Source organism: Halodurantibacterium flavum (assembly GCF_042681825.1).
Lineage (GTDB): Bacteria > Pseudomonadota > Alphaproteobacteria > Rhodobacterales > Rhodobacteraceae > Halodurantibacterium > Halodurantibacterium flavum.
This window is the reverse complement of the sequence record NZ_JBHUGH010000038.1, coordinates 136,573-155,719: the sequence shown is the minus strand read 5'-3', so window position 1 is coordinate 155,719 and position 19,147 is coordinate 136,573. Positions and strand designations below refer to the sequence as shown.

The 19,147-nt window shown below is 62.9% G+C and carries 22 protein-coding genes and 1 pseudogene; 17 read left to right on the top strand and 6 right to left on the bottom strand.

What is annotated here, in order from left to right:
- The first annotated feature begins 18 nt into the window (after positions 1 to 18).
- From ACFSGJ_RS20465 to ACFSGJ_RS20455, 3 genes are all read left to right on the top strand, one after another.
- Complete coding sequence (locus ACFSGJ_RS20465) at positions 19 to 1,146, top strand: TraB/TrbI/VirB10 family type IV secretion system protein (RefSeq protein ID WP_390266049.1); 1,128 nt, start codon at positions 19 to 21, stop codon at positions 1,144 to 1,146.
- On the top strand, positions 1,143 to 1,310 hold the full coding sequence (locus ACFSGJ_RS20460; protein ID WP_390266019.1) for a hypothetical protein: 168 nt from the start codon (positions 1,143 to 1,145) through the stop codon (positions 1,308 to 1,310). Before ACFSGJ_RS20465 ends, ACFSGJ_RS20460 begins: the two co-directional genes overlap by 4 nt.
- A protein-coding gene (locus ACFSGJ_RS20455) for an IS5-like element ISPme2 family transposase (protein ID WP_088238952.1) occupies positions 1,255 to 2,042 on the top strand; the annotation gives its coding sequence in 2 pieces (ribosomal slippage) (positions 1,255 to 1,591 and positions 1,591 to 2,042; 789 coding nt in all). The genes ACFSGJ_RS20460 and ACFSGJ_RS20455 overlap by 56 nt, the downstream gene beginning before the upstream one ends.
- On the opposite strand, the gene ACFSGJ_RS20450 is transcribed toward ACFSGJ_RS20455, so the two are convergent.
- The 6 genes from ACFSGJ_RS20450 to ACFSGJ_RS20425 form a co-directional block, all read right to left on the bottom strand.
- Entirely contained in the window at positions 1,961 to 2,500 is a 540-nt protein-coding gene (locus ACFSGJ_RS20450) for a DNA adenine methylase (RefSeq protein WP_390266016.1), read from the bottom strand. The two genes, ACFSGJ_RS20455 and ACFSGJ_RS20450, sit on opposite strands and share 82 nt — an antisense overlap.
- Before the next feature lie 840 nt (positions 2,501 to 3,340).
- Complete coding sequence (locus tag ACFSGJ_RS20445; protein WP_390266014.1) at positions 3,341 to 4,285, bottom strand: zinc metalloprotease HtpX; 945 nt, start codon at positions 4,283 to 4,285, stop codon at positions 3,341 to 3,343.
- A complete protein-coding gene (locus ACFSGJ_RS20440; RefSeq protein WP_390266012.1) occupies positions 4,282 to 4,761 on the bottom strand; it encodes a phosphate-starvation-inducible PsiE family protein in 480 nt (159 codons plus the stop codon). The genes ACFSGJ_RS20445 and ACFSGJ_RS20440 overlap by 4 nt, the downstream gene beginning before the upstream one ends.
- 115 nt (positions 4,762 to 4,876) lie before the next feature.
- On the bottom strand, positions 4,877 to 5,368 hold the full coding sequence (locus ACFSGJ_RS20435; RefSeq protein ID WP_112999681.1) for an Hsp20/alpha crystallin family protein: 492 nt from the start codon (positions 5,366 to 5,368) through the stop codon (positions 4,877 to 4,879).
- A gap of 20 nt (positions 5,369 to 5,388) precedes the next feature.
- On the bottom strand, positions 5,389 to 5,787 hold the full coding sequence (locus ACFSGJ_RS20430) for an Hsp20/alpha crystallin family protein (protein WP_063187819.1): 399 nt from the start codon (positions 5,785 to 5,787) through the stop codon (positions 5,389 to 5,391).
- 14 nt (positions 5,788 to 5,801) lie between these two features.
- Entirely contained in the window at positions 5,802 to 6,227 is a 426-nt protein-coding gene (locus ACFSGJ_RS20425) for an Hsp20/alpha crystallin family protein (protein ID WP_063187817.1), read from the bottom strand.
- Between the two features lie 202 nt (positions 6,228 to 6,429).
- Here ACFSGJ_RS20425 and ACFSGJ_RS20420 point away from each other — a divergent pair, with 202 nt between their 5' ends.
- The 14 genes and pseudogenes from ACFSGJ_RS20420 to ACFSGJ_RS20355 all read left to right on the top strand — a co-directional run bounded on the left by ACFSGJ_RS20420 (position 6,430) and on the right by ACFSGJ_RS20355 (position 19,102).
- On the top strand, positions 6,430 to 6,858 hold the full coding sequence (locus tag ACFSGJ_RS20420; protein WP_063187815.1) for a MarR family winged helix-turn-helix transcriptional regulator: 429 nt from the start codon (positions 6,430 to 6,432) through the stop codon (positions 6,856 to 6,858).
- Between the two features lie 17 nt (positions 6,859 to 6,875).
- On the top strand, positions 6,876 to 8,708 hold the full coding sequence (gene ftsH / locus ACFSGJ_RS20415; protein ID WP_354079781.1) for an ATP-dependent zinc metalloprotease FtsH: 1,833 nt from the start codon (positions 6,876 to 6,878) through the stop codon (positions 8,706 to 8,708).
- Positions 8,709 to 8,771: 63 nt separating this feature from the next.
- Positions 8,772 to 11,678 (top strand): ATP-dependent Clp protease ATP-binding subunit, encoded by a 2,907-nt coding sequence (locus ACFSGJ_RS20410; RefSeq protein ID WP_390266009.1) that lies wholly within the window; start codon positions 8,772 to 8,774, stop codon positions 11,676 to 11,678.
- A gap of 78 nt (positions 11,679 to 11,756) precedes the next feature.
- Positions 11,757 to 12,896 (top strand): HPF/RaiA family ribosome-associated protein, encoded by a 1,140-nt coding sequence (locus ACFSGJ_RS20405; protein WP_390266007.1) that lies wholly within the window; start codon positions 11,757 to 11,759, stop codon positions 12,894 to 12,896.
- Positions 12,893 to 13,471 carry an NADH dehydrogenase ubiquinone Fe-S protein 4 gene (locus tag ACFSGJ_RS20400; RefSeq protein ID WP_086466671.1) on the top strand — a complete coding sequence of 193 codons (579 nt, stop codon included), beginning with the start codon at positions 12,893 to 12,895 and terminating at the stop codon, positions 13,469 to 13,471. The genes ACFSGJ_RS20405 and ACFSGJ_RS20400 overlap by 4 nt, the downstream gene beginning before the upstream one ends.
- Positions 13,472 to 13,504: 33 nt before the next feature.
- Complete coding sequence (locus ACFSGJ_RS20395; protein WP_372502310.1) at positions 13,505 to 14,257, top strand: rhomboid family intramembrane serine protease; 753 nt, start codon at positions 13,505 to 13,507, stop codon at positions 14,255 to 14,257.
- Positions 14,257 to 15,090: an SDH family Clp fold serine proteinase gene (locus ACFSGJ_RS20390; protein ID WP_390266004.1), complete on the top strand. Its 834-nt coding sequence runs from the start codon at positions 14,257 to 14,259 to the stop codon at positions 15,088 to 15,090. The genes ACFSGJ_RS20395 and ACFSGJ_RS20390 overlap by 1 nt, the downstream gene beginning before the upstream one ends.
- 52 nt (positions 15,091 to 15,142) lie before the next feature.
- The gene (gene trxC / locus ACFSGJ_RS20385; RefSeq protein WP_183754619.1) at positions 15,143 to 15,565 is read left to right on the top strand and encodes a thioredoxin TrxC; all 423 of its coding nucleotides are present in this window, start codon (positions 15,143 to 15,145) and stop codon (positions 15,563 to 15,565) included.
- A 29-nt stretch (positions 15,566 to 15,594) separates the two neighbouring features.
- A complete protein-coding gene (locus ACFSGJ_RS20380; RefSeq protein ID WP_390266047.1) occupies positions 15,595 to 16,344 on the top strand; it encodes a CoA transferase subunit A in 750 nt (249 codons plus the stop codon).
- Position 16,345: 1 nt separating this feature from the next.
- Positions 16,346 to 16,989 (top strand): annotated as a pseudogene (locus tag ACFSGJ_RS20375) (3-oxoacid CoA-transferase subunit B).
- Between the two features lie 124 nt (positions 16,990 to 17,113).
- Positions 17,114 to 17,521, top strand: coding sequence for a helix-turn-helix transcriptional regulator (locus tag ACFSGJ_RS20370; protein ID WP_390266002.1), 408 nt, complete (start codon positions 17,114 to 17,116; stop codon positions 17,519 to 17,521).
- A 449-nt stretch (positions 17,522 to 17,970) separates the two neighbouring features.
- The gene (locus ACFSGJ_RS20365) at positions 17,971 to 18,357 is read left to right on the top strand and encodes an ArsR/SmtB family transcription factor (protein WP_183319051.1); all 387 of its coding nucleotides are present in this window, start codon (positions 17,971 to 17,973) and stop codon (positions 18,355 to 18,357) included.
- Between the two features lie 113 nt (positions 18,358 to 18,470).
- Positions 18,471 to 18,677, top strand: coding sequence for a YgaP family membrane protein (locus tag ACFSGJ_RS20360; protein ID WP_183319053.1), 207 nt, complete (start codon positions 18,471 to 18,473; stop codon positions 18,675 to 18,677).
- Positions 18,674 to 19,102 carry a protein tyrosine phosphatase family protein gene (locus ACFSGJ_RS20355; RefSeq protein ID WP_183319055.1) on the top strand — a complete coding sequence of 143 codons (429 nt, stop codon included), beginning with the start codon at positions 18,674 to 18,676 and terminating at the stop codon, positions 19,100 to 19,102. The genes ACFSGJ_RS20360 and ACFSGJ_RS20355 overlap by 4 nt, the downstream gene beginning before the upstream one ends.
- Positions 19,103 to 19,147: the final 45 nt, after the last annotated feature.

Genomic DNA, 19,147 nt, shown 5'->3' with positions numbered 1-19,147 from the left:
GTCGATTCCACATCCACCATGCGGCTGCGTGCGGAGCCGCCGCGCGTCACGCGCCTGTCGCGCAAAGTTCTGGCCAGCGTCGGCCTCATCGCCAGCATCGGCATCGCAGGTGCGCTGATGTATGCGCTCCAGACGCGCGATGCCGGTACGGAGAACGAGGAGCTCTACTCCATCGACAACAGGCCGACGGCCGATGGCCTCGCGGGCCTGCCGCGCGACTACACCGGCCCGGTACTGGGCCCAGCTTTGCCCGGCGATCTCGGGCGGCCGATCCTCGACGCCCAGAACCGCGGCCGGCCGGTCGTGCCGCCGGCCATGGCGACACCGCAGGTCGATCCCGAGGAACAGCGCCGTCTGGCCGAGGAAGAAGCGGCCCGGACCAGCCGCGTCTTCTTCCAGACCGGCCCGAGAACGGGAGCGGCTGCCGCAACCTCTCCAGGCGTAGCCAGTCCAAATCTTGCCGGCCTCGGGCTTGCAGGCCAGTTAGGTGCCCCAACTGCCCAGGACCGGCAAAACGCCTTCCTCAACGCCGCCGTCGACAGGCGCACCGTCGCCTCAGATCGCGTCATGCCGCCAGCATCGCCCTTTGTGCTGCAGGCCGGCGCGGTGATTCCAGCCGCGCTGATCACCGGCATCCGCTCCGATCTGCCCGGTCAGATCACCGCCCAGGTGACGGAACACATCTACGACAGCCCCACCGGCCGGGTCCTGCTTGTGCCCCAGGGCACCCGAATCATCGGCGAATACAGCAACGATGTCGGTTTCCGGCAGCGCCGCGTGCTGCTCGTCTGGAATCGCCTGATCTTCCCGAACGGTCGCTCGATCGTGCTGGAGCGTCAGCCCGGAGCGGACACGCAAGGCTATGCCGGACTCGAAGATGGCGTGGACTATCACTGGTGGGATCTGGCGAAGGCTGCTGGCCTCTCGACGCTGCTCGCCGTCGGCGCTGAGCTCGCCGTCGACGATGAGGACCGCCTGATCCGCGCCATTCGCGACGGCGCACAGGACACGATCAACGACGCCGGCCAGCAGATCATCCGTCGCCAGTTGCAGGTTGCTCCCACGCTGACCATCAGACCAGGCTTCCCGGTCCGCATTATCGTCACCCGCGATTTGGTCCTCGAGCCCTACGGAGCTGCGCAATGAACAAATCGACATTCGGCCCGATCATCGAAGACAAGCCCATCAAGCTAGGGCGTGTTGACAAAAGGGATTCACCGGGCGCGGTGATCGTGATTCAAGCTGGTATCTGCAATGGAGACCAGCGTGGCACGAAACCTGATGTCGAACGACGAGTGGGCGTTCTTTGAACGCTTCATCCTGGCTGTCCGTTCTCCGAACGGCCGCAAGCCCACGAACCATCGGCTTGTTCTGGATGGGATTTTCTGGATCGCCCGAACGGGGTCGCCCTGGCGCGACCTGCCGGAAGAGTTCGGCAAATGGTCGTCTGTCTATCGGCAGTTCCGGCGCTGGACGTTGGCGGGGCTGTGGGAACAGATCCTGGAGGCGCTGAACGAGAGCCGGATCGTGCCGGATGCGCTGCAGATGATCGACAGCACCGTGGTTCGCGCTCATCATCAGGCAGCGGGCGCAAAAGGGGGACTCCGCGCCAAGGTTTCGGCCGCTCGCGAGGTGGCTTCACGACCAAGATCCATCTGCGGGTCAATGCGGCAGGCCTGCCCATGAGAACCGAGATCACGGCCGGGCAGACATCGGACTACCTCGGCTTCGATCTGGTCATGGCTGACAACCTGCCCGAGCCAAGCGTTCTGCTCGCAGACCGCGGCTACGACTCCGACAACATCCGCAAGACCATGGAGGTGCGCGACGTGGTGCCGGTCATCCCCATGCGCAAAACCCGGAAGCTACGGGTCGCCGTTGACCGCAGGCTCTACCGCCTGCGCAATCTCGTTGAGCGGTGCTTCAACAAGCTCAAGAATGCCCGTCGCGTCGCCACCCGCTACGACAAGACCGCCGAAAGCTTCCTGGGCTTCATCGACATCACGTCGATCCGCCTCTGGCTCCGCCATTTGTCAACATGACCTAGGTCTGCGATCAGAACACGTTCTTCACTCTGGTTTATGTCTTCACGAGAGCGCCATTCGCGGATCTGGCTGCGGATTGCATCGATCTTCTGGGCATTGCCTTCCGTGAAATACATGCGGGACACAGAACAATGTTGTGAAGAAGCGGGGCTGTATTCACGCCAGATGAAGCCGCGCTGTGGCTTGAGCGAATTCAGCACCTCGACGGCACTGGCATACCCCCCGAGCCCGGAAAACAGAACGTCGGCTTTGGAGACCAGCCTCGCGAATGACATGATGGCCGACGAACTCAGATGATCGTTTACATGTACTTTCCAACCGGCTCTGGAAGCAGCTTCCGCAACCGCACCAGTCCCCGAAAATGCATCAATGAACATCCCGCTATCCGGCGACCCGATCCGGTCGATGATGGTGTCGACGACACGGGCCTTTGATCCGATATAACGGAATGACATGTACGGACGTTCTCCCTGCTCTTGTTTTTCTATATTCTGGTTGGCATCACTACGAGGAGTTTGTGTCATGGTTTCGGGGGCGTCGCTCCACGCTGCTGCCGAATTTGCGCCAATCGACGTTAATGAGTGTCTAAGATGAACGAAGACTCTGTTGCTGCGTTGCTCCGTATGAATTCAAGATCGGGTCACGGTCAACATGGCACAACGACACCCTCATGAGCAACATCTTGTAGAGGGCAGTGCCGATTGGGCTGCTCGTTGTGGCGTGGGTGGTTGAAGGGGACAACGCTGCAGGCCGACGCACAGTCCATGGGCGAATGACGAGTGCCTTGTTCGCAGGCTGCCGTCATCACAGTGAGGCGACGCAGAGCAGCGATGAGCCGTAAGCGATGGGGTGGACGCCGTCGAAGGTCTGAAGGCGGTACGGTCCGCATCGCGGAAGTTGATGCGTGAGACGACCGTGCCGGCTGGCTGTAGCAAAAGTTCGAGTTCTGTTCCATTTCAGCGAACGCCACTGGTGTCGATGTGCCCAGCTGCGACGTAGAAAAAGTCTCGCAAATCCAGATATTTGCAACAAATTCACCAAATCCGCGCAGTCATGAGGTCCGGAGAATATCGGCCATGAGAGACCTCTACCGGACCTCCTGGCACCGACGCCACTGAACAGCCCCATACGCATAACCCTCGAAAACAACGGAAAAATCTGGCCACAGCCGGATCGGGAGAACGCTTTCGCGGGGGAAAGTGGCGGAGTGGATGGGCCTGATATCCAACCTTCTCTGGAAGACCTGCCTTCTGACAGGTCGCCGTTCTCCTGGGCGATCCAGCTTCCCTGCAGGCCTACCAGTAGAGCCCAAGGCGATGGAACCGAGGCGGTGTCCCTCCCAGCGGTACCCTTGCGGTCGGGTAGCCGACAAGGGCGGGGATCGGGGTCGTGCGACCCGTGACCAGGTCCCGGAGGCGGCGGATTCGGCTTTCGGTCGGGGGATGCGTCCTGAGCAACGAGGGCTCCGGAATGCGGCGGCCGGGCAGAAGGATCTCCTCCCAGAACCGACCGACCCGGCGTTCGAGCTTGACGAGCGCGCGCACGAGCCCCTCCGGATCGCCGGTCAGCTCTGCGGCGGCGCGGTCGGCGTCGTACTCGCGCGTCCGCGAAAGGCCGAGTTGGACCAGCGCCATGAGGGTGGGCGCGAAGACAAGGAGAATCACGACATGCCAAGGCACATGGACCATGCCTGCCAGGACCAGAGGCAGGTTGAGGAGTAGAAGCAACTGTCCGAGCCAGCTTGCCAGCGAGACGAGGCGCGACATCATGTCGGCGAGGCTCATGATCCACAGGTCGCAGTTGGCGATATGCCCGATCTCATGCGCCAGAACCCCGGCGAGTTCTCGGCCGTCGAGCAGGTTGAGCAGCCCGTCGGTGACGCAGATGGCGCTGTCCTCGGGGCTGCCCAGGGCGAAGGCGTTCGGCAGCCGGCTCGGCACGCGATATAGCGCCGGCGCGCGCTGCAGCCCGGCCCTGCGGGCGAGTTCGGCCAGGGCCGCGACGAGACCGGGGGCATCACGACCGGTGAGCCGCTGCGCCTGATAGGCCGAGAGGAGCAGCCGGCGTGGCAGCGCGGGCGCAAACAGGAGACCCCCGACCATCGCGAGCGCCATGAGGAGACCGGTCTCGGGTCCGACGATCGCTGTCACCGCGATCCAGGCGATCGCGGCCATGAGCCCGAGCAGCAGCGCCGATTGCACGAAATTGAGCAGGCGGTGGCTGGCGGAGGCCGCGGTCATCGCGTCTCGTGGCCTCCGAGTTCGCGTCGGTCCTGATCGCGCACGAGCCAATGGACAGCGCCGAGCGCAAGCGCCGCGCCCGCGAGTGCGGCAATCTTGGATGATTCCGTCTCGCCGAGGTCCAGGATGATGAATTTGCGCACGATGGCGAGGAGCGCGATCAGCACGATCGTGCGGACCTGGAGGATCCCGAAGCTGCGTTCGGTCGCAACAAGAATGGAGCGCTTGAACTCGAGCGCGATCACCACGGTGAAGATCATGCCGAACACCACCTGGAAGGTGGCGTAATCGAGCGTGTCAAATGCCCCCAGAACCAGGCGGTTCACGACTTCGCGCATCAGCGCCCAGACCGACGCCACGACGATCGCCGCAATGATGACGCTGAGGACGAAGATGACGATTTGTTCGAACTTCTCGTAGAGCGTCATCGCCGACCATTGTTCACGGGTCAGGCCGGATCGTTGCAAGTCCTTCATGATTGCCCCTCGAAAGCCGCCCCGGAGAGACAAGCTCCCCGGGGCTTCGCCAGACGGTGCGATATCGCACGGAGCGGAGGGGACGCCGCAAACCGGCGACACCCGATTTGGCAAATCAGCCGTTCTTGACCTCGATGCGCTTGACCTTCGCCTGCGCCTCGGGTGTCTGGGGCAGCTTGATCGTCAGAACCCCGTTCTTGAAGGATGCCTGCGCCTTTTCGCCATCCACGCCGGGCGGAAGCGGGATCGTGCGGTAGATCGCGCCGTAGCTGCGCTCGGAGAGATAGTATCCCTTCTTCTCCTCCTGGCGCTCGATCTTCTTCTCCCCCTTCACGGTCAACATGTCATCGTTGACCGTCACCTCGATGTCCTTCATCTCCATGCCCGGCAGCTCGATCGACACTTCGATCGCCTTGTCGGTCTCAACCATGTCGGATTTGGCTTCGCCGCTGCCCCAGGGCCATTCGAACTGACCGACCCGGTTCCAGAAGTTCTCGAACACATGGTTCATTTCGCGCTGGAGCGTCGCGATCGGGTTGTCTTCGCTGCTCTTGGCGTCTGGCGCGCCGTCCTTGCGCGCCCAGGGGATCAGGTCCTTGATCTGCATGATGGTGTCTCCTTCGGTTTTCAGGCGCCCTTGACGGCGATCCTTTTTGGCTGCGCTTCAGGGGCTCGGGGGAGCGTCAGGGTGAGGACGCCTCCGCGCATCTCGGCCTCGATCCTGTCGGGGTCGAAATCCTCGGAAAGCGTGAAGGCCCTCTCGAAATCACCCTCGCCATATTCGGCATAGGCAAGTTCCAGGTTTTCTGGCCGCACCGGGTCAACCTTGCCGCGGATCGTCAGCACGCGATTTTCCAGCGTGATTTCGACCGCATCGGGGGCGACCCCAGGCATTTCGAGCATCATGGAGACGCCCTGATCGGTTTCGACGATATCGGTCAGCGGGCGGTAGATGCGGCCGCCGCCGGTTGTCTCGGGCGAGTCTGTCGGTGTCTTTTCGGTGGCTTGCGTGATGTCGGGGCTCATCGTTCCAGCTCCTCTCAGGCTGCCTTGATTTCGATTCTCTTCGGCTTCGTTTCCTCGGGCCTGGAGATGACGATCCGCAATACGCCGTTCGTCATCCTCGCCTCGACCTTGTCATCCGAGGCCGCGAACGGCAGACGGATAGCGCGGGAGAACCTGCCGTAACCGCGTTCGTTGCGGTGCCAGCGCGCACCTTCGGGAACCTCGGGCGCCTTGCGTTCGCCCGACAGCGTCAGGACGTTGTCCTTGATCGAAATTTCAATGTCGCCCGGTTCGATGCCGGGAAGTTCAGCGGTGACGGCGACGGCCTCAGGGCCTTGCCAGACATTCACCGCCGGGAACGCCGCGCGGGACGTCGGCCAGACGCCGCGGTCGAGATCGCGCATCATGGAGCGCATCAGCGCGAAGGGATCGCTGCGGCGCAGATATGTCGGATAGAGCATTGCTGGCCTCCTGCTGCTGATCGATGCCCCCGAACCGGCGGCATGGTCCGAGCGGGCAACGGTGCCGGCCAGATGTCGGTTCGGAGACCGCCCATCAAGATAGGCGGTTCCATTTATTATGCAAGCATATATGATGCGTGCATTGCGTTTTGGATGGAGTGCGGTCTCTCCTGTGTCCCATGCAATCGGAGGAAGGATACCCATGATCTCTTCGGACATCGCGCTGATCGGGACGACGATCCACCGGGTCGCGCAGCTCATCCAGCAGCGGATCGACCAAGAAATTCGCGGCAGCGGCCTGACCCGCCTGTCCTGGATGGCGGCGGCGCATGTCGAGGATGAGCCTGGGCTGACCATCGGCGATCTGGCCGACCGGCTGGAGGTCGGCCCGGCCACAGCCGGCCAGCTCGTCGATCGCATGGTCAGGGGCGGCTGGGTCGAGCGGTCGCCCTCGCCCGACGACAGGCGGGCGCAGATCGTCACGGCAACGTCGAAGGCCCGGGCGATGCTGAAGGAACTCGCGCCGCGGCAATCGGCGCTCGAAGATGAAATCCTGCAGGATCTGTCGGCGGACGAAAGGCGCGTCCTGCTGGCGCTGCTCGAGCGGATCAGGGCGCGGATCGGGCGCTAGTGAAAGGGACAAGGGGCATGGAAAGGAAGACCGAATACAACATCTGGTACTGGGTGGTGGCTTTCATAGCCGTGCTTTTCATCCAGAACCTGATCGCCGGCTGGCAATCCGTCGCGCCGATCAGCTACAGCCAGTTCGAGAAGTATCTCGCTGACGGGAAAATTTCCTCTGTCGCGGTCGGGTCAGACACTATCACAGGCACCTTCGCCGAACCGGTCGACGGCAAGAAGCAGTTCGTGACGACCGTAGTGAATCCCGCAATCCTGGAACGGATAGACCGGTCAGGTATCGAGATCACTGGCGTTCCGCAAAACACTTTTCTCGGCACGCTGATTTCCTGGGTGGCGCCAGCGCTTGTCTTCTTCGGAATCTGGATGCTGCTGTTCCGCAAGTTCGCCGACAAGCAGGGCTTCGGCGGGTTCATGCAGGTCGGCCGCAGCAAGGCCAAGGTTTACATGGAAAAAGAAACCGGCGTCAGCTTCGCCGACGTGGCCGGTGTGGACGAGGCCAAGGCCGAGCTCGAGGAGGTCGTGGAGTTCCTCAGGAACCCCGCCGAATACGGAAAGCTGGGCGCACATATCCCCAAAGGCATATTGCTCGTCGGGCCGCCGGGCACCGGCAAGACGCTTCTGGCGCGCGCAGTGGCAGGCGAGGCCGGCGTGACCTTCTTTTCGATCTCGGGATCAGAGTTCGTCGAGATGTTCGTGGGCGTCGGTGCCGCGCGGGTGCGCGACCTGTTCGAGCAGGCTCGGAAATCCGCGCCGGCGATCATCTTCATCGACGAACTCGACGCTCTTGGGCGGGCGCGCTCCTCCGGACAGATCGCCGGTGGCCATGATGAGCGTGAGCAGACGCTGAACCAGCTTCTGACCGAGCTCGATGGCTTCGACCCTTCTGTGGGCATCGTGCTCCTGGCCGCCACCAACCGGCCCGAGATCCTCGATCCCGCGCTGCTGCGCGCGGGCCGCTTCGACCGGCAGGTGCTGGTGGACAAGCCCGATAAGAAGGGGCGCATCCAGATTCTCGGCGTGCACATGAAGACGGTGACGCTCGCCCCGGACGTCGATGCCGAGAAGGTCGCGGCCCTGACCCCCGGGTTCTCGGGCGCTGACCTCGCCAACCTCGTCAATGAGGCAGCGCTCCTGGCCACGCGCCGCAAGGCTGATGCGGTGACGATGGACGACTTCAACAATGCCGTGGAGCGTATCATCGCGGGGCTGGAAAAGAAGAACCGCGTTCTGAACCCGCGCGAACGCGAGATCGTGGCGCATCACGAGATGGGGCACGCGCTGGTGGCGATGGCTCTGCCCGGCACGGATCCGGTGCACAAGGTCTCGATCATCCCGCGCGGCATCGGCGCGCTCGGCTACACCATCCAGCGCCCGACCGAGGACCGCTTCCTGATGACGCGCGAGGAGCTGGAGAACAAGATCGCCGTCCTCCTCGGCGGGCGCGCGGCCGAGAAGATCGTCTACGACCACCTCTCGACCGGGGCGGCCGACGATCTGGTCAAGGCCACCGATATCGCCCGCGCCATGGTCGCGCGGTACGGGATGGACGAAGACCTCGGGCATGTCAGCTACGACACCGATCGGCCCGGCTTTCTCGGCACCGGCGACCAGTCGTCGTGGCTGAACCGCCGCTACAGCGACGCCACTGCCGAGCGGATGGACGCGAAGGTGCGCGACATCGTGGATGGCGTGTTCAAGCGCACCCTCTCGCTTCTCGAAGCCAACCGGGCGCTGCTCGAGCAATCGGCGCAGGATCTCCTGCAACGCGAGACACTGGACGAGCCCGATCTGGTGGCAATTGGGTCCAAGGTGAAAAGAACGGAAGCCGTCGCTGCGTGACACCGTCACTGACGCAGATGATCGGCGGACAACCCTGACTGGATAAAGAAACGGAGAGGAAAAATGGCAAACGGAACTTGCGATATTTGCGGTCGCCCGGCGACGGCGCGCGTGCGCGCTTCGGTGAACGGCAGAGTTCAGAACATGGAGCTGTGCGATCAGCACTACCGCGAAATGGTGCGCCGGTCGGGCCGCAGCGCATCGCCGCTGGAGTCCCTGTTCGGACGACATTCCCTTTTTGACGAATTCTTCGGCGACAGCGGGTTCGGCGGCCTCTTTGGTGACAGCCCGCTGCGGGGCGGCACGCTCGGCTCCATGGGTGACGGCGATGACGATGTCGTCGACGCCACTTTCGGTGAGGGTGCCCCGCGGCGTGGATCGCGGCGCGGCGGTGGACGCACCATCGCTGACCGGCTGAGCGAACAGGGCAACAAGCTGTTGCAGGATGCCGCACAGAAGGCAGGCGAATTCGGGCGCAGCGAGGTCGATACCGAACATCTGCTTCTGGCACTGACCTCGTCCGACGTCGTCAAAACAATCCTGGAACAGTTCAAGGTCGATGTGGACGACCTGCAGCGCCAGGTCGAGAAAGAAGCGAAGCGTGGAGAGGCCAGGACGGAGGGCGAAATCGGCGTCAGTCCTCGCCTGAAGGACGCGCTGAACCGGGCCTTCATCGCCTCGAACGAACTCGGCCATTCCTATGTCGGTCCCGAGCACCTGCTGATCGGCCTTGCCGAGGAAGGTGAAGGCCTGGCCGCGTCGGTCCTGCGCAAGTACGGCCTCACGCCGCAAGCGCTGCGCCAGCAGGTGACCAAGGTCGTTGGCAAGGGCGCCGAGGAAGGCCGGGTGGAGGCGCCGTCCAGCACGCCCGATCTCGACCAGTTCAGCCGTGACCTGACGAAGCTCGCCCGCGAGGGCAAGCTCGATCCCGTCATCGGCCGCGCCCGCGAGATCGAGACGACGATTGAAGTGCTGGCCCGGCGCAAGAAGAACAACCCGGTGCTGATCGGCGAGCCGGGCGTAGGCAAGACCGCCATCGTCGAGGGACTCGCACAACGGATCGTCGCGGGCGAAGTGCCCGAGGCGCTGCGCGACAAGCGGCTGGTCGAACTCAACATCAACTCGATGGTGGCCGGGTCGAAGTATCGCGGCGAGTTCGAGGAGCGGGTGCAGAAGATCCTCAAGGAGATCACCGAGGAGAAGGACAGTCTGATCCTGTTCATCGACGAGATCCATACCATCGTCGGCGCCGGTCAGGGCGGTGGCGAAGGCGGTCTAGACATCGCCAACACCTTCAAGCCGGCGCTGGCGCGGGGCGAGCTGAACCTGATCGGCGCGACGACGCTCAACGAATACCAGAAATACATCGAGAAGGACGCAGCGCTCGAACGCCGCTTCCAGCCGGTCTATGTCGAGGAACCCACGGTCGCTCAGGTCATCATGATCCTGCGCGGCCTGCGCGACACGCTGGAGGCGCACCACAAGGTGACGATCACCGACGAGGCCATCGTCGCGGCGGCCGAGCTTTCGGACCGCTACATCACTGGCCGCTTCATGCCTGACAAGGCGATCGACCTGATCGATCAGGCCGCCGCACGTGTGAAGATCAGCGCCACAGCGCGCCCCGTGGACGTCCAGGAGCTAGAGGCCGAGGTCGCGCAGATCAAGCGCGAGCAGGACTATGCCGCAGCCCGCAAGCAATTCGACCGGGCAGCGGAACTGAAGAAGGAACTCGAACAGAAGCAGAAGGAGCTGGACGAGCTTCTGGAGATTTGGAAGCGCGACCAGGCTTCGGCGACCGCCGAGGTGCGCGCCGATCATGTCGCGCAGATCGTCTCGAAGATCACCGGCGTTCCGGTCACCGAGCTGACCACCGAGGAGAAGGACAAGCTCCTCAAGCTCGAGGAGAAGCTACACGAGCGCGTCATCGGCCAGGAAGAAGCGATCCGCGCCGTGGCCGATGCGGTGCGCCTGGCGCGTGCGGGTCTGCGCGAAGGCTCCGGTCCGACTGCGACCTTCCTGTTCCTCGGGCCGACCGGGGTTGGCAAGACGGAACTGGCCAAGACGCTCGCCGAGGTGATCTTCGGCGACCAGGATGCGATGATCCGCATCGACATGTCGGAGTATGGCGAGCGCCACTCGGTTGCCCGGCTGGTTGGCGCGCCTCCGGGCTACGTCGGATACGACGAAGGCGGGCAACTGACGGAGAAGGTGCGGCGTCGGCCCTACTCGGTCGTGCTCCTCGACGAAATCGAGAAGGCGCATCCGGATGTATACAACATCCTACTTCAGGTGTTCGACGATGGCCGCCTGACAGATGGCAAGGGCCGCGTGGTGGACTTCACCAACACCATCATCATCGCCACCTCGAACCTCGGTTCGGACATCATCCAGCGCAACCTCAAGAAGCGCGGCACCAAGGAGTTCGACGAGGCAAAGCAGAAGTCCGAACTGATGGACGTGCTGCGCGGTCATTTCCGGCCAGAGTTCATCAACCGGATCGACGAGATCATCGTTTTCCATTCGCTGAACCAGACCGAGATCCGCCAGATCGTCGAGTTGCAGCTGAACCGGGTGAAGCGGACTGCACTGGGGCAGGGGGTCGAACTCGAATTCGACGTGAGCGTCGTGGATCACTTCGGCGCGGTCGGCTTCCGTCCCGAATTCGGCGCCCGCGAGCTGCGCCGGCTGATCCGGTCGGAGTTGGAGACCGAGTTGGCCCGCGAAATGCTCTCCGGGCGGATCGAGGATGGTGACAAGGTCCGCGTCGCTTGGTCAGCGGACGAACAGAAGGTCGTGTTCGAAAAGATCGCAAAGGACACCGGTGACAATAGCCCGGACGATCAGGCCGAGGCCGGGATCGACGAGTCCAGCGAAGCTGCCGAAAACAAGGCGGACGCTCCGACACCCGATGTCCCGGTCGACACCAAGGATAGGGAGCAGTCCAAGGACGATAAGTCTACCGGGTGACGTCGTGGAGGACTGGCCGGCGCGATGACGGTCGCGCCGGCTCATCTCGTCAAAAAGCGACAAGCAAGGTCACACGGCATGGAAGTCATCAGAGCATTTCGCAATCTTGACCGGCACGGCCAACAGCGCGCGCCTGAGGTCATCGAGGAAGAGGTGCGGCAACTTGAACCGCATCTTGTACGCTTCCGCGAGAATCTCGTCCGGCTCGAAGTCGTCGCCTCCCAGACGAGGGGCAAGACGCGCATCAAAGTCAGCTTGCGCTTGCAACTGCCATCGGGCGTGATCGCGGCGCAGGAAGAGGGGTTCGAGATCGAGCCGGTCCTGCGCAAGGCCTTTGCCGACTTGCGCCGCCAAGTCGATCGGCATGTGGCGCGCCTCAAGCACGAGCCGGAGTACAAGCGTCCCGCCCGCCGGCGCCGGATCGGCGCCCCGCTGCCGCCCGCGCGGGATGCGGCGGAGGCGGAGCGGCGCCAACTCTTCTTCGACCTGATCGAGGATCATCTCGATACGGTCTACGACACCGTCAGGCGTGAGTTGACCTATCTCGAATGCAGCGGATCGGTACCACAGGGCTATCTTGCCGTTCGCGATATCGTCGATGCGACGATCCTCAATGGGCTCGATCGCTTCGAGCGGCGGCCGACCGAATTCTCCGTCCGGGACTGGCTGACGCAACTGGCCTTCGAGGCCATCGAGGCCGAGGCGCAGGCCGCGCGCCGCGCGGTGCCCGAGGATGCCGCCCCGATCGACGTGGCGCCCGAGGTGCTGGCCGGGGAGCCTACTGAGTCGGATGAGGAGATGTTCGAGTTCTACCAGCCCGACGACGTGCTGATGCTCGAGGAACTCGTCGCCGACGACGGTGTGGACGACCCCGAAACGGCGGTCGCTAAACGGCAGGACGCGCTGTTCTTGCATCGGGCGATCGCCGGTCTTCCGGCGCTATGGCGCAGGGTCCTGTTTCTTGTCGACCTGAACGACACCCCGCTTGAGAAAGCCTCTTCGGTTCTCGGCATTCCTGAAGACGACGTGACCCGGATCGTCCAGTCGGCTCGCAATTATCTTCGCGATAAACTGCGTGACTCAGGTCAGTCTTCCGATACCGCTCATGCGCTTTTTGAGAGTGCTCACCAGAGGAGGGTGCGAATTCCACAGCCCCTGCGGGATCGCGCCCGGCTGGAACGCGCTTTTCTGGGGGATAACCGAGGGGAAGCACCATGATGCGCGGTCACAATCGTCCACCCTTTCCGCCGAAGATACCCGGGACCAACATGAGATCATGGGACGTTCCGACCGCGATCATTTACCGGCCGGCACGTTCCGCGATGACATCGGCGCCGCGGCCCAACTACTGGATATTGGAATTCGAGCCGTCGCGCCCGCCCCACATCGAGCCGCTGATGGGATATACCTCCAGCGACGATCCCTATCGTCCGATCCGGCTGAAGTTTCCCGACCGCGAAAGCGCTGTGGCATTCGCGGAGCGGCAGGACTGGCGCTACCTCGTGCGCGAGGACACGACTCACCGACGTGCGCCGCACCACTGGCGGGGAGAGGAATGGCATCGGCTCTACAAGGGAGCCGATGCGCCGGAAGCCTATCGTATACCGTCCCGCGTGGATCACGGTCGCACGGATCACCGCCTCCGGCGCGCGGTCGAGGAGAAAGGCACGGTGGACCTGTCGTCGCAAGAACAGGCCGAATTCGATCCGGTGCTCGAAGCCTCGCTCGAATCCTTCCCTGCCTCCGATCCCCCGGCCTGGACGGGCGTGACGATAGCCGGGAAAGAACAATGAACGGAATGTCTAGCGCGAGCGAGGATCTGCCGCTTGTTTCCCTATCTTGACAGCGTCGCGCGCCGCTACCCGCCCGTCATCGTATGGGCGGTCATCGGCATGAGCGTCCTCGCGTTCCTCTATCAGACCAGCCTGCCGCCGCACGCGCTGGATCGGTTCCTTTTCGAGTTCGCGCTGGTGCCCTCGCGCTTCTTCGGGCAACTGAGCCTCGTCGCCCCGTCGGACTGGACCCCTTTCCTGACCAACATCTTCCTGCACGGGGGCTGGCTGCACCTCATATTGAACATGTGGACGCTCTGGATCTTCGGCCCCGCCGTCGAAGATCGGCTCGGACCGGGTCGATTCACGCTGTTCTATCTGTTCTGTGGTGTGGCAGCCGGACTGGCTCAGGCGCTGGCGAACCCCGACTCAGTCGTTCCCGCGCTTGGCGCATCGGGGGCGATCGCGGGCGTGATCGGTTGCTACGCGCGCATGTTTCCGGCGGCTCGGCTGGTGGTGATCGTGCCGATTCTATTCATTCCCCTCTTCTTCGAAGTGCGCGCGGTCATTTTCGCGATGATCTGGTTTTTCATGCAGGTCATTCCCGGCTTTCTGTCGCTCGGCAGCGATCAGGCCACGGGCGGGATCGCCTGGTGGGCGCATATCGGCGGGTTTCTCGCCGGTTGGCTTGTAACGCCACTCCTGCGAAGGCGCGCCGATGCCTATCGCCACTATTATCGCGACGAGGGTATCTATGGCTTTCTGCCGGATGGCCGACGGGAAGGAGGACAAGGTCCATGGACATAATGCAGCTGTTCTGGCTGTTCTTCATCATTTCGGCGCTGCAGCCGGTTCTGCAGCGCAGATATCTTGAGGCGATGCGCACTCGCAAGATCGCCAACATCGAGAAGAAGCGCGGCAGTCGCGTCATTCTGCTGATTCATCGGCAGGAGACCATGAACCTGCTGGGTTTCCCCCTGATGCGCTACATCGACGTCAATGACTCGGAGGAAGTGCTGCGCGCGATCCAGATGACCGACGACGAAGTGCCGCTCGACATCGTGCTGCACACACCGGGCGGCCTTGTGCTGGCGGCAACACAGATTGCCCGCGCCATTCAGGGACACAAGGGCAAGGTCACAGTGTTCGTGCCACATTACGCGATGTCCGGTGGCACGCTGATCGCACTCGCTGCCGACGAGATCGTGATGTGCGAACACTCCGTGCTGGGACCCGTCGATCCGCAACTTGGCCAGTTGCCTGCTGCCTCGCTCATCAAGGTCGTCGAGGAGAAACCTATCGCCGAGATCGACGACCAGACCCTGATCATGGCCGATGTCGGTCGCAAGGCCATTGCGCAGATCGAGGCATTCGCGAAACGTCTGCTGTCCGACAAGATGGACGAGAACCGCGCAGCGTCCGTGGCGGCGAAGCTGGCGACGGGCACCTGGACCCACGACTATCCCATCTCTGCCGATGAGGCCCGCGACATGGGCCTGCCCGTTGGAACGGACATGTCCAAGGAAATACTGGAGCTGATGACGCTCTATCCGCAGCCGGTTCGGCGCCAGGGCGGTGGCGTGGAATACCTGCCCGAGCCGCGGCAGCGAGAGGCGCGCCGCGCCATATCCACGCGCTGAACGCTTGCATCATTCGGCCGCCGAGCCCGGCTCGTCAACGAAAGGATACAGGATGCCCACGGTCGCTTGCCTGCAGTGCAATTCCACCAACAGGGTGCCGCAAGAGCGCCTGAGCGACAACCCCAATTGCGGACGCTGCGGCGCGCCTCTCTTTCAAGGCATGCCCGTCACGCTCACCGCGGCTAATTTTGACCGCCATGCGAATGCCGAACTGCCAATGCTGGTCGATTTCTGGGCCGAGTGGTGCGGGCCATGCAAGATGATGGCGCCCCAGTTCGAGGCGGCGGCGCGCTCGCTCGAACCCCATGTCCGCCTGGGCAAGCTCGACACCGAGGCCGAACAGCAGATTGCCGGCCGCTACGGGATCCGCGGCATTCCCACCATGATCCTGTTCAGGAGCGGCAAGGAAATCGCGAGGACGAGCGGTGCAATGCCTGCCGCGCAGATAGCGCAGTGGGCGCGCTCGCACGTCTAGAGGTTACAGGTAGCGGCCTTCCCTGCGCCATGTCATCAGGAGAAGAACATGCATGGCGTGACCGGATTTGTCGAGAGTGCGGCCTTGTTGGTCTTTGCCGCGTTCGTACCTTGAGGCACATGGCCGTGGATGACATGGCAACGGCCCCGCCGATGAGGATTGCGGGGACGGGCGCGAGATCGAAGATCAGACTCGCTATCAACCTCACCGTCGTTTCCAACAATGCCGGCGTCGACGGCTACGGCCTCGGCATCCTGCTGGAGACGCGTCAGATCAGGAAGATGATCTCCTCTTATGTCGGCGAGAACAAGCTGTTCGCCGAGCAGTATCTTGCAGGCGATCTTGAGCTTGAATTCAATCCGCAAGGCACGCTTGCCGAGCGCATTCGCGCCGGCGGGGCGGGCATTCCCGCCTTCTTCACCCGCACCGGCGTTGGCACGCTCGTGGCTGAAGGCAAGGAGGTACGCGCCTTCGGCGGGATCGACCATGTGATGGAGACCGGCCTGTTCGCGGACCTCGCCATCGTCCATGCGTACAAGGCCGACACCGAAGGCAATCTGGTGTTCCGCAAGACGGCCCGTAACTTCAATCCGGTGATGGCGACGGCCGCCCGCGTCACCGTGGCGGAGGTCGAGCATCTGGTTGAAGCGGGTGAGATCGATCCCGACCATGTCCATACGCCCGGCATTTATGTGCAGCGCATCGTGCAAGTGCCGAACCCTGAAAAGCGCATCGAGCAGCGCACGGTGCGCCCGGTACGCCAGACGGAAGACGCCTGACATGGCCTGGACGCGAGAGCAGATGGCGGCCCGCGCAGCACGCGAAATCCGCGACGGCTTCTACGTCAATCTGGGCATAGGCATTCCGACGCTGGTGGCCAACTATATTCCCAATGGGGTCGACGTCACCCTGCAGAGCGAGAACGGCATGCTCGGCATGGGGCCGTTCCCGTATGAGGGCGAGGAGGACTCCGACCTTATCAACGCCGGCAAGCAGACCATCACCGAGCTGCCGAAGACCAGCTATTTCTCGTCCGCTGACAGCTTTGCCATGATCCGCGGCGGCCATATCGACCTGTCGATCCTCGGCGCGATGCAGGTGTCAGAATGCGGCGACATCGCCAACTGGATGATTCCCGGCAAGATGGTGAAAGGCATGGGCGGGGCCATGGACCTCGTGGCCGGGGTGAAACGTGTCGTGGTGGTGATGGAGCACGCGGCGCGAGGTGAGCCGAAACTCCTGAAATCCTGTACCCTGCCGCTAACCGGACAGCGCGCGTCGATCTCGTCATTACCGATCTTGGCGTGTTTCGTCTGGCGCGCGAAGGGGCGCAGCCTATGACGTTGATTGAGCTTGCCGACGGCGTTGCGCTGGACGAGATCAGGGCCAAAACACGGGCGTCGTTCGACTTGCAGATCGGCTGACCAGGCTGTTTGGGGAGCGAGCAACGATGCTCGCGGCGCTCGGCTTAGTCGTTACGCCGCCGCGCCAAACGATACGTACCTCGGCCCGGTCGCGGGCGCTGCGGTGCCCGGTCGCGAGGTTGTATTGGCCCGCTTGCTGGAGGTTTTGCTGATCGAGGCCTTGCGATCAACCACGGGACCGGCTTCGGTACCTGGCCTGCTGCGCGGACTTTGCGACGATCGGCTTGCCGTCGCGCCGCGGGAGATGTACGAACGCCCGGGCAAGAGTTGGTCAGTCATGAATCTCGCGAAGGCGGCCGCGCTTTCACGCTCGACATTTTTCGACCGGTTCCGGCGCGAAGTCGGCGTTGCGCCGATGGAATACCTCCTGGGCTGGTGCATGGCCCTGGCGAAGGACCTGCTGAGGCGGGAAAGACTCAGCGTAACCCAAGTGGCCGAACGCGTGGGTTATAGCTCGGCAAGCACGTTCAGCGTCGCGTTCTCGCGACACGCTGGAACGCCGCCAGCGTACTACGCGCGCGCAACCTCGTAGTTTTGCGGATCTTCCGTCAATGGAAAGACGGGCCTTCAACATATGATCAGCGATTCTACGGTACGGCGATTCCACGTGGTAGGACACGCGAGAGCCTGTCCCCTCGCTCAACCGCCTAGAACCCAGATATCTAAGGAGATTCTTTGTCAACTTGTGCGGTAATCGGCGGCCAAGCGGAGGCCATGAACATAGGAACTGATCACTACAACGGTGTGCCTTGGCATCGATAGGATCAGTCGTAGAAGAACCGCAGGCTGCATGCCTCATCGCACTTCCAGTCCGTGGAGTCCGGCTGTAATCTTGTTACCGTCGCGCAGTGCCGGCAGCCAACGGTACGGTCGGGCATTCACGATGGGATAGCTCTCCCGGGCAAAGCCGGTCGTGTACTTCACCGCGCATGCCGATTTTCCTGTTGACCGATACCTTCAAATTATCGTAGGTTCGCAGCAATGAAAATCGATCTCGAATCCATGCAGACCGCCGCTGACGATGCCAGCGAATTGCTGAAGGCGCTCGCTAACCGGCACCGCCTCCTGATCCTGTGCCAACTCATCGAGAGCGAAAAATCAGTCGGGCAACTCGCGGAGTTCCTCGGCATTCGTGACTCGACCGTGTCTCAGCACCTGGCTTTGCTCCGCCGTGATCGACTGATTGCAGGCCGACGGGACGGCCAGACCATCTGGTATCGGATCGAGAGCGAGCCGGCCCGCAGCGTCCTGAGTGTGCTCTACAAGTCCTTTTGCGAGCCGCGGGCAGCAAAGGGAACGGCCACGCTCGCCGACGGCCCTTCTGCGGGAAATCGCGCTTCCGGGCGCAGGAAAGTCACGCAGGACTGATCGGGAATGGAGGCCGAGCCGTTGTTGAACTTCTGCACGCTAATAGTTGCAGTTTTTTGCAATCGTTGTTGCGCAACAATCGGTGCGCGACCTTCAAACGAGAGGAATGAACCATGACCAAAAATGTCGGAGGCATCGATCGCATCCTCAGGATCATCGTCGGTCTGGCGCTGCTGTCGCTCATCTTTCTGCTTGACGGCAACGCACGCTGGTGGGGGCTGATCGGGCTCGTTCCGCTGCTGACGGGCCTGTTCTCGACTTGCCCGCTCTATCCGCTCTTCGGCTTCAACACGTGCCCTCTCAAAGGGGGGCGGCAATGAAGCCTGTCCGCATCAACGACCGGCTGTCGATCTGCGAACAGCTCAGCACCAGCGATGTCAGCGCAGCTGCCGGGTCGGGCTTTCGGGCCCTGATCAACAATCGGCCGGATGGCGAGGATTTCGGCCAGCCGCGTGCCAGCGAAATTGCCGAGGCCGCCGCGCAGGCCGGACTCTCCAGTACGCATATTCCCGTGCGCGCCGCCGAGATCAGCGAAGATGCCGTGCGGGCGTTTCAGCGTGCGCTCGCCGATAGCGGCGGCCAAGTTCTCGCCTTCTGCCGGTCCGGCACCCGTTCCTTGACACTCTGGTCCATCGGCGAGGTTCTCGACGGCCGCATGGCGAAAGACGACGTCATCCCCTTCGGGCGGGAACGCGGCTTCGATCTGTCAGGAGCCGTTGCCTGGCTGGGAGCCCATGGCCACTAGCACCGCAAATCCATTTTCAGCAGACGAACCTTCAGAAAGGTAGCT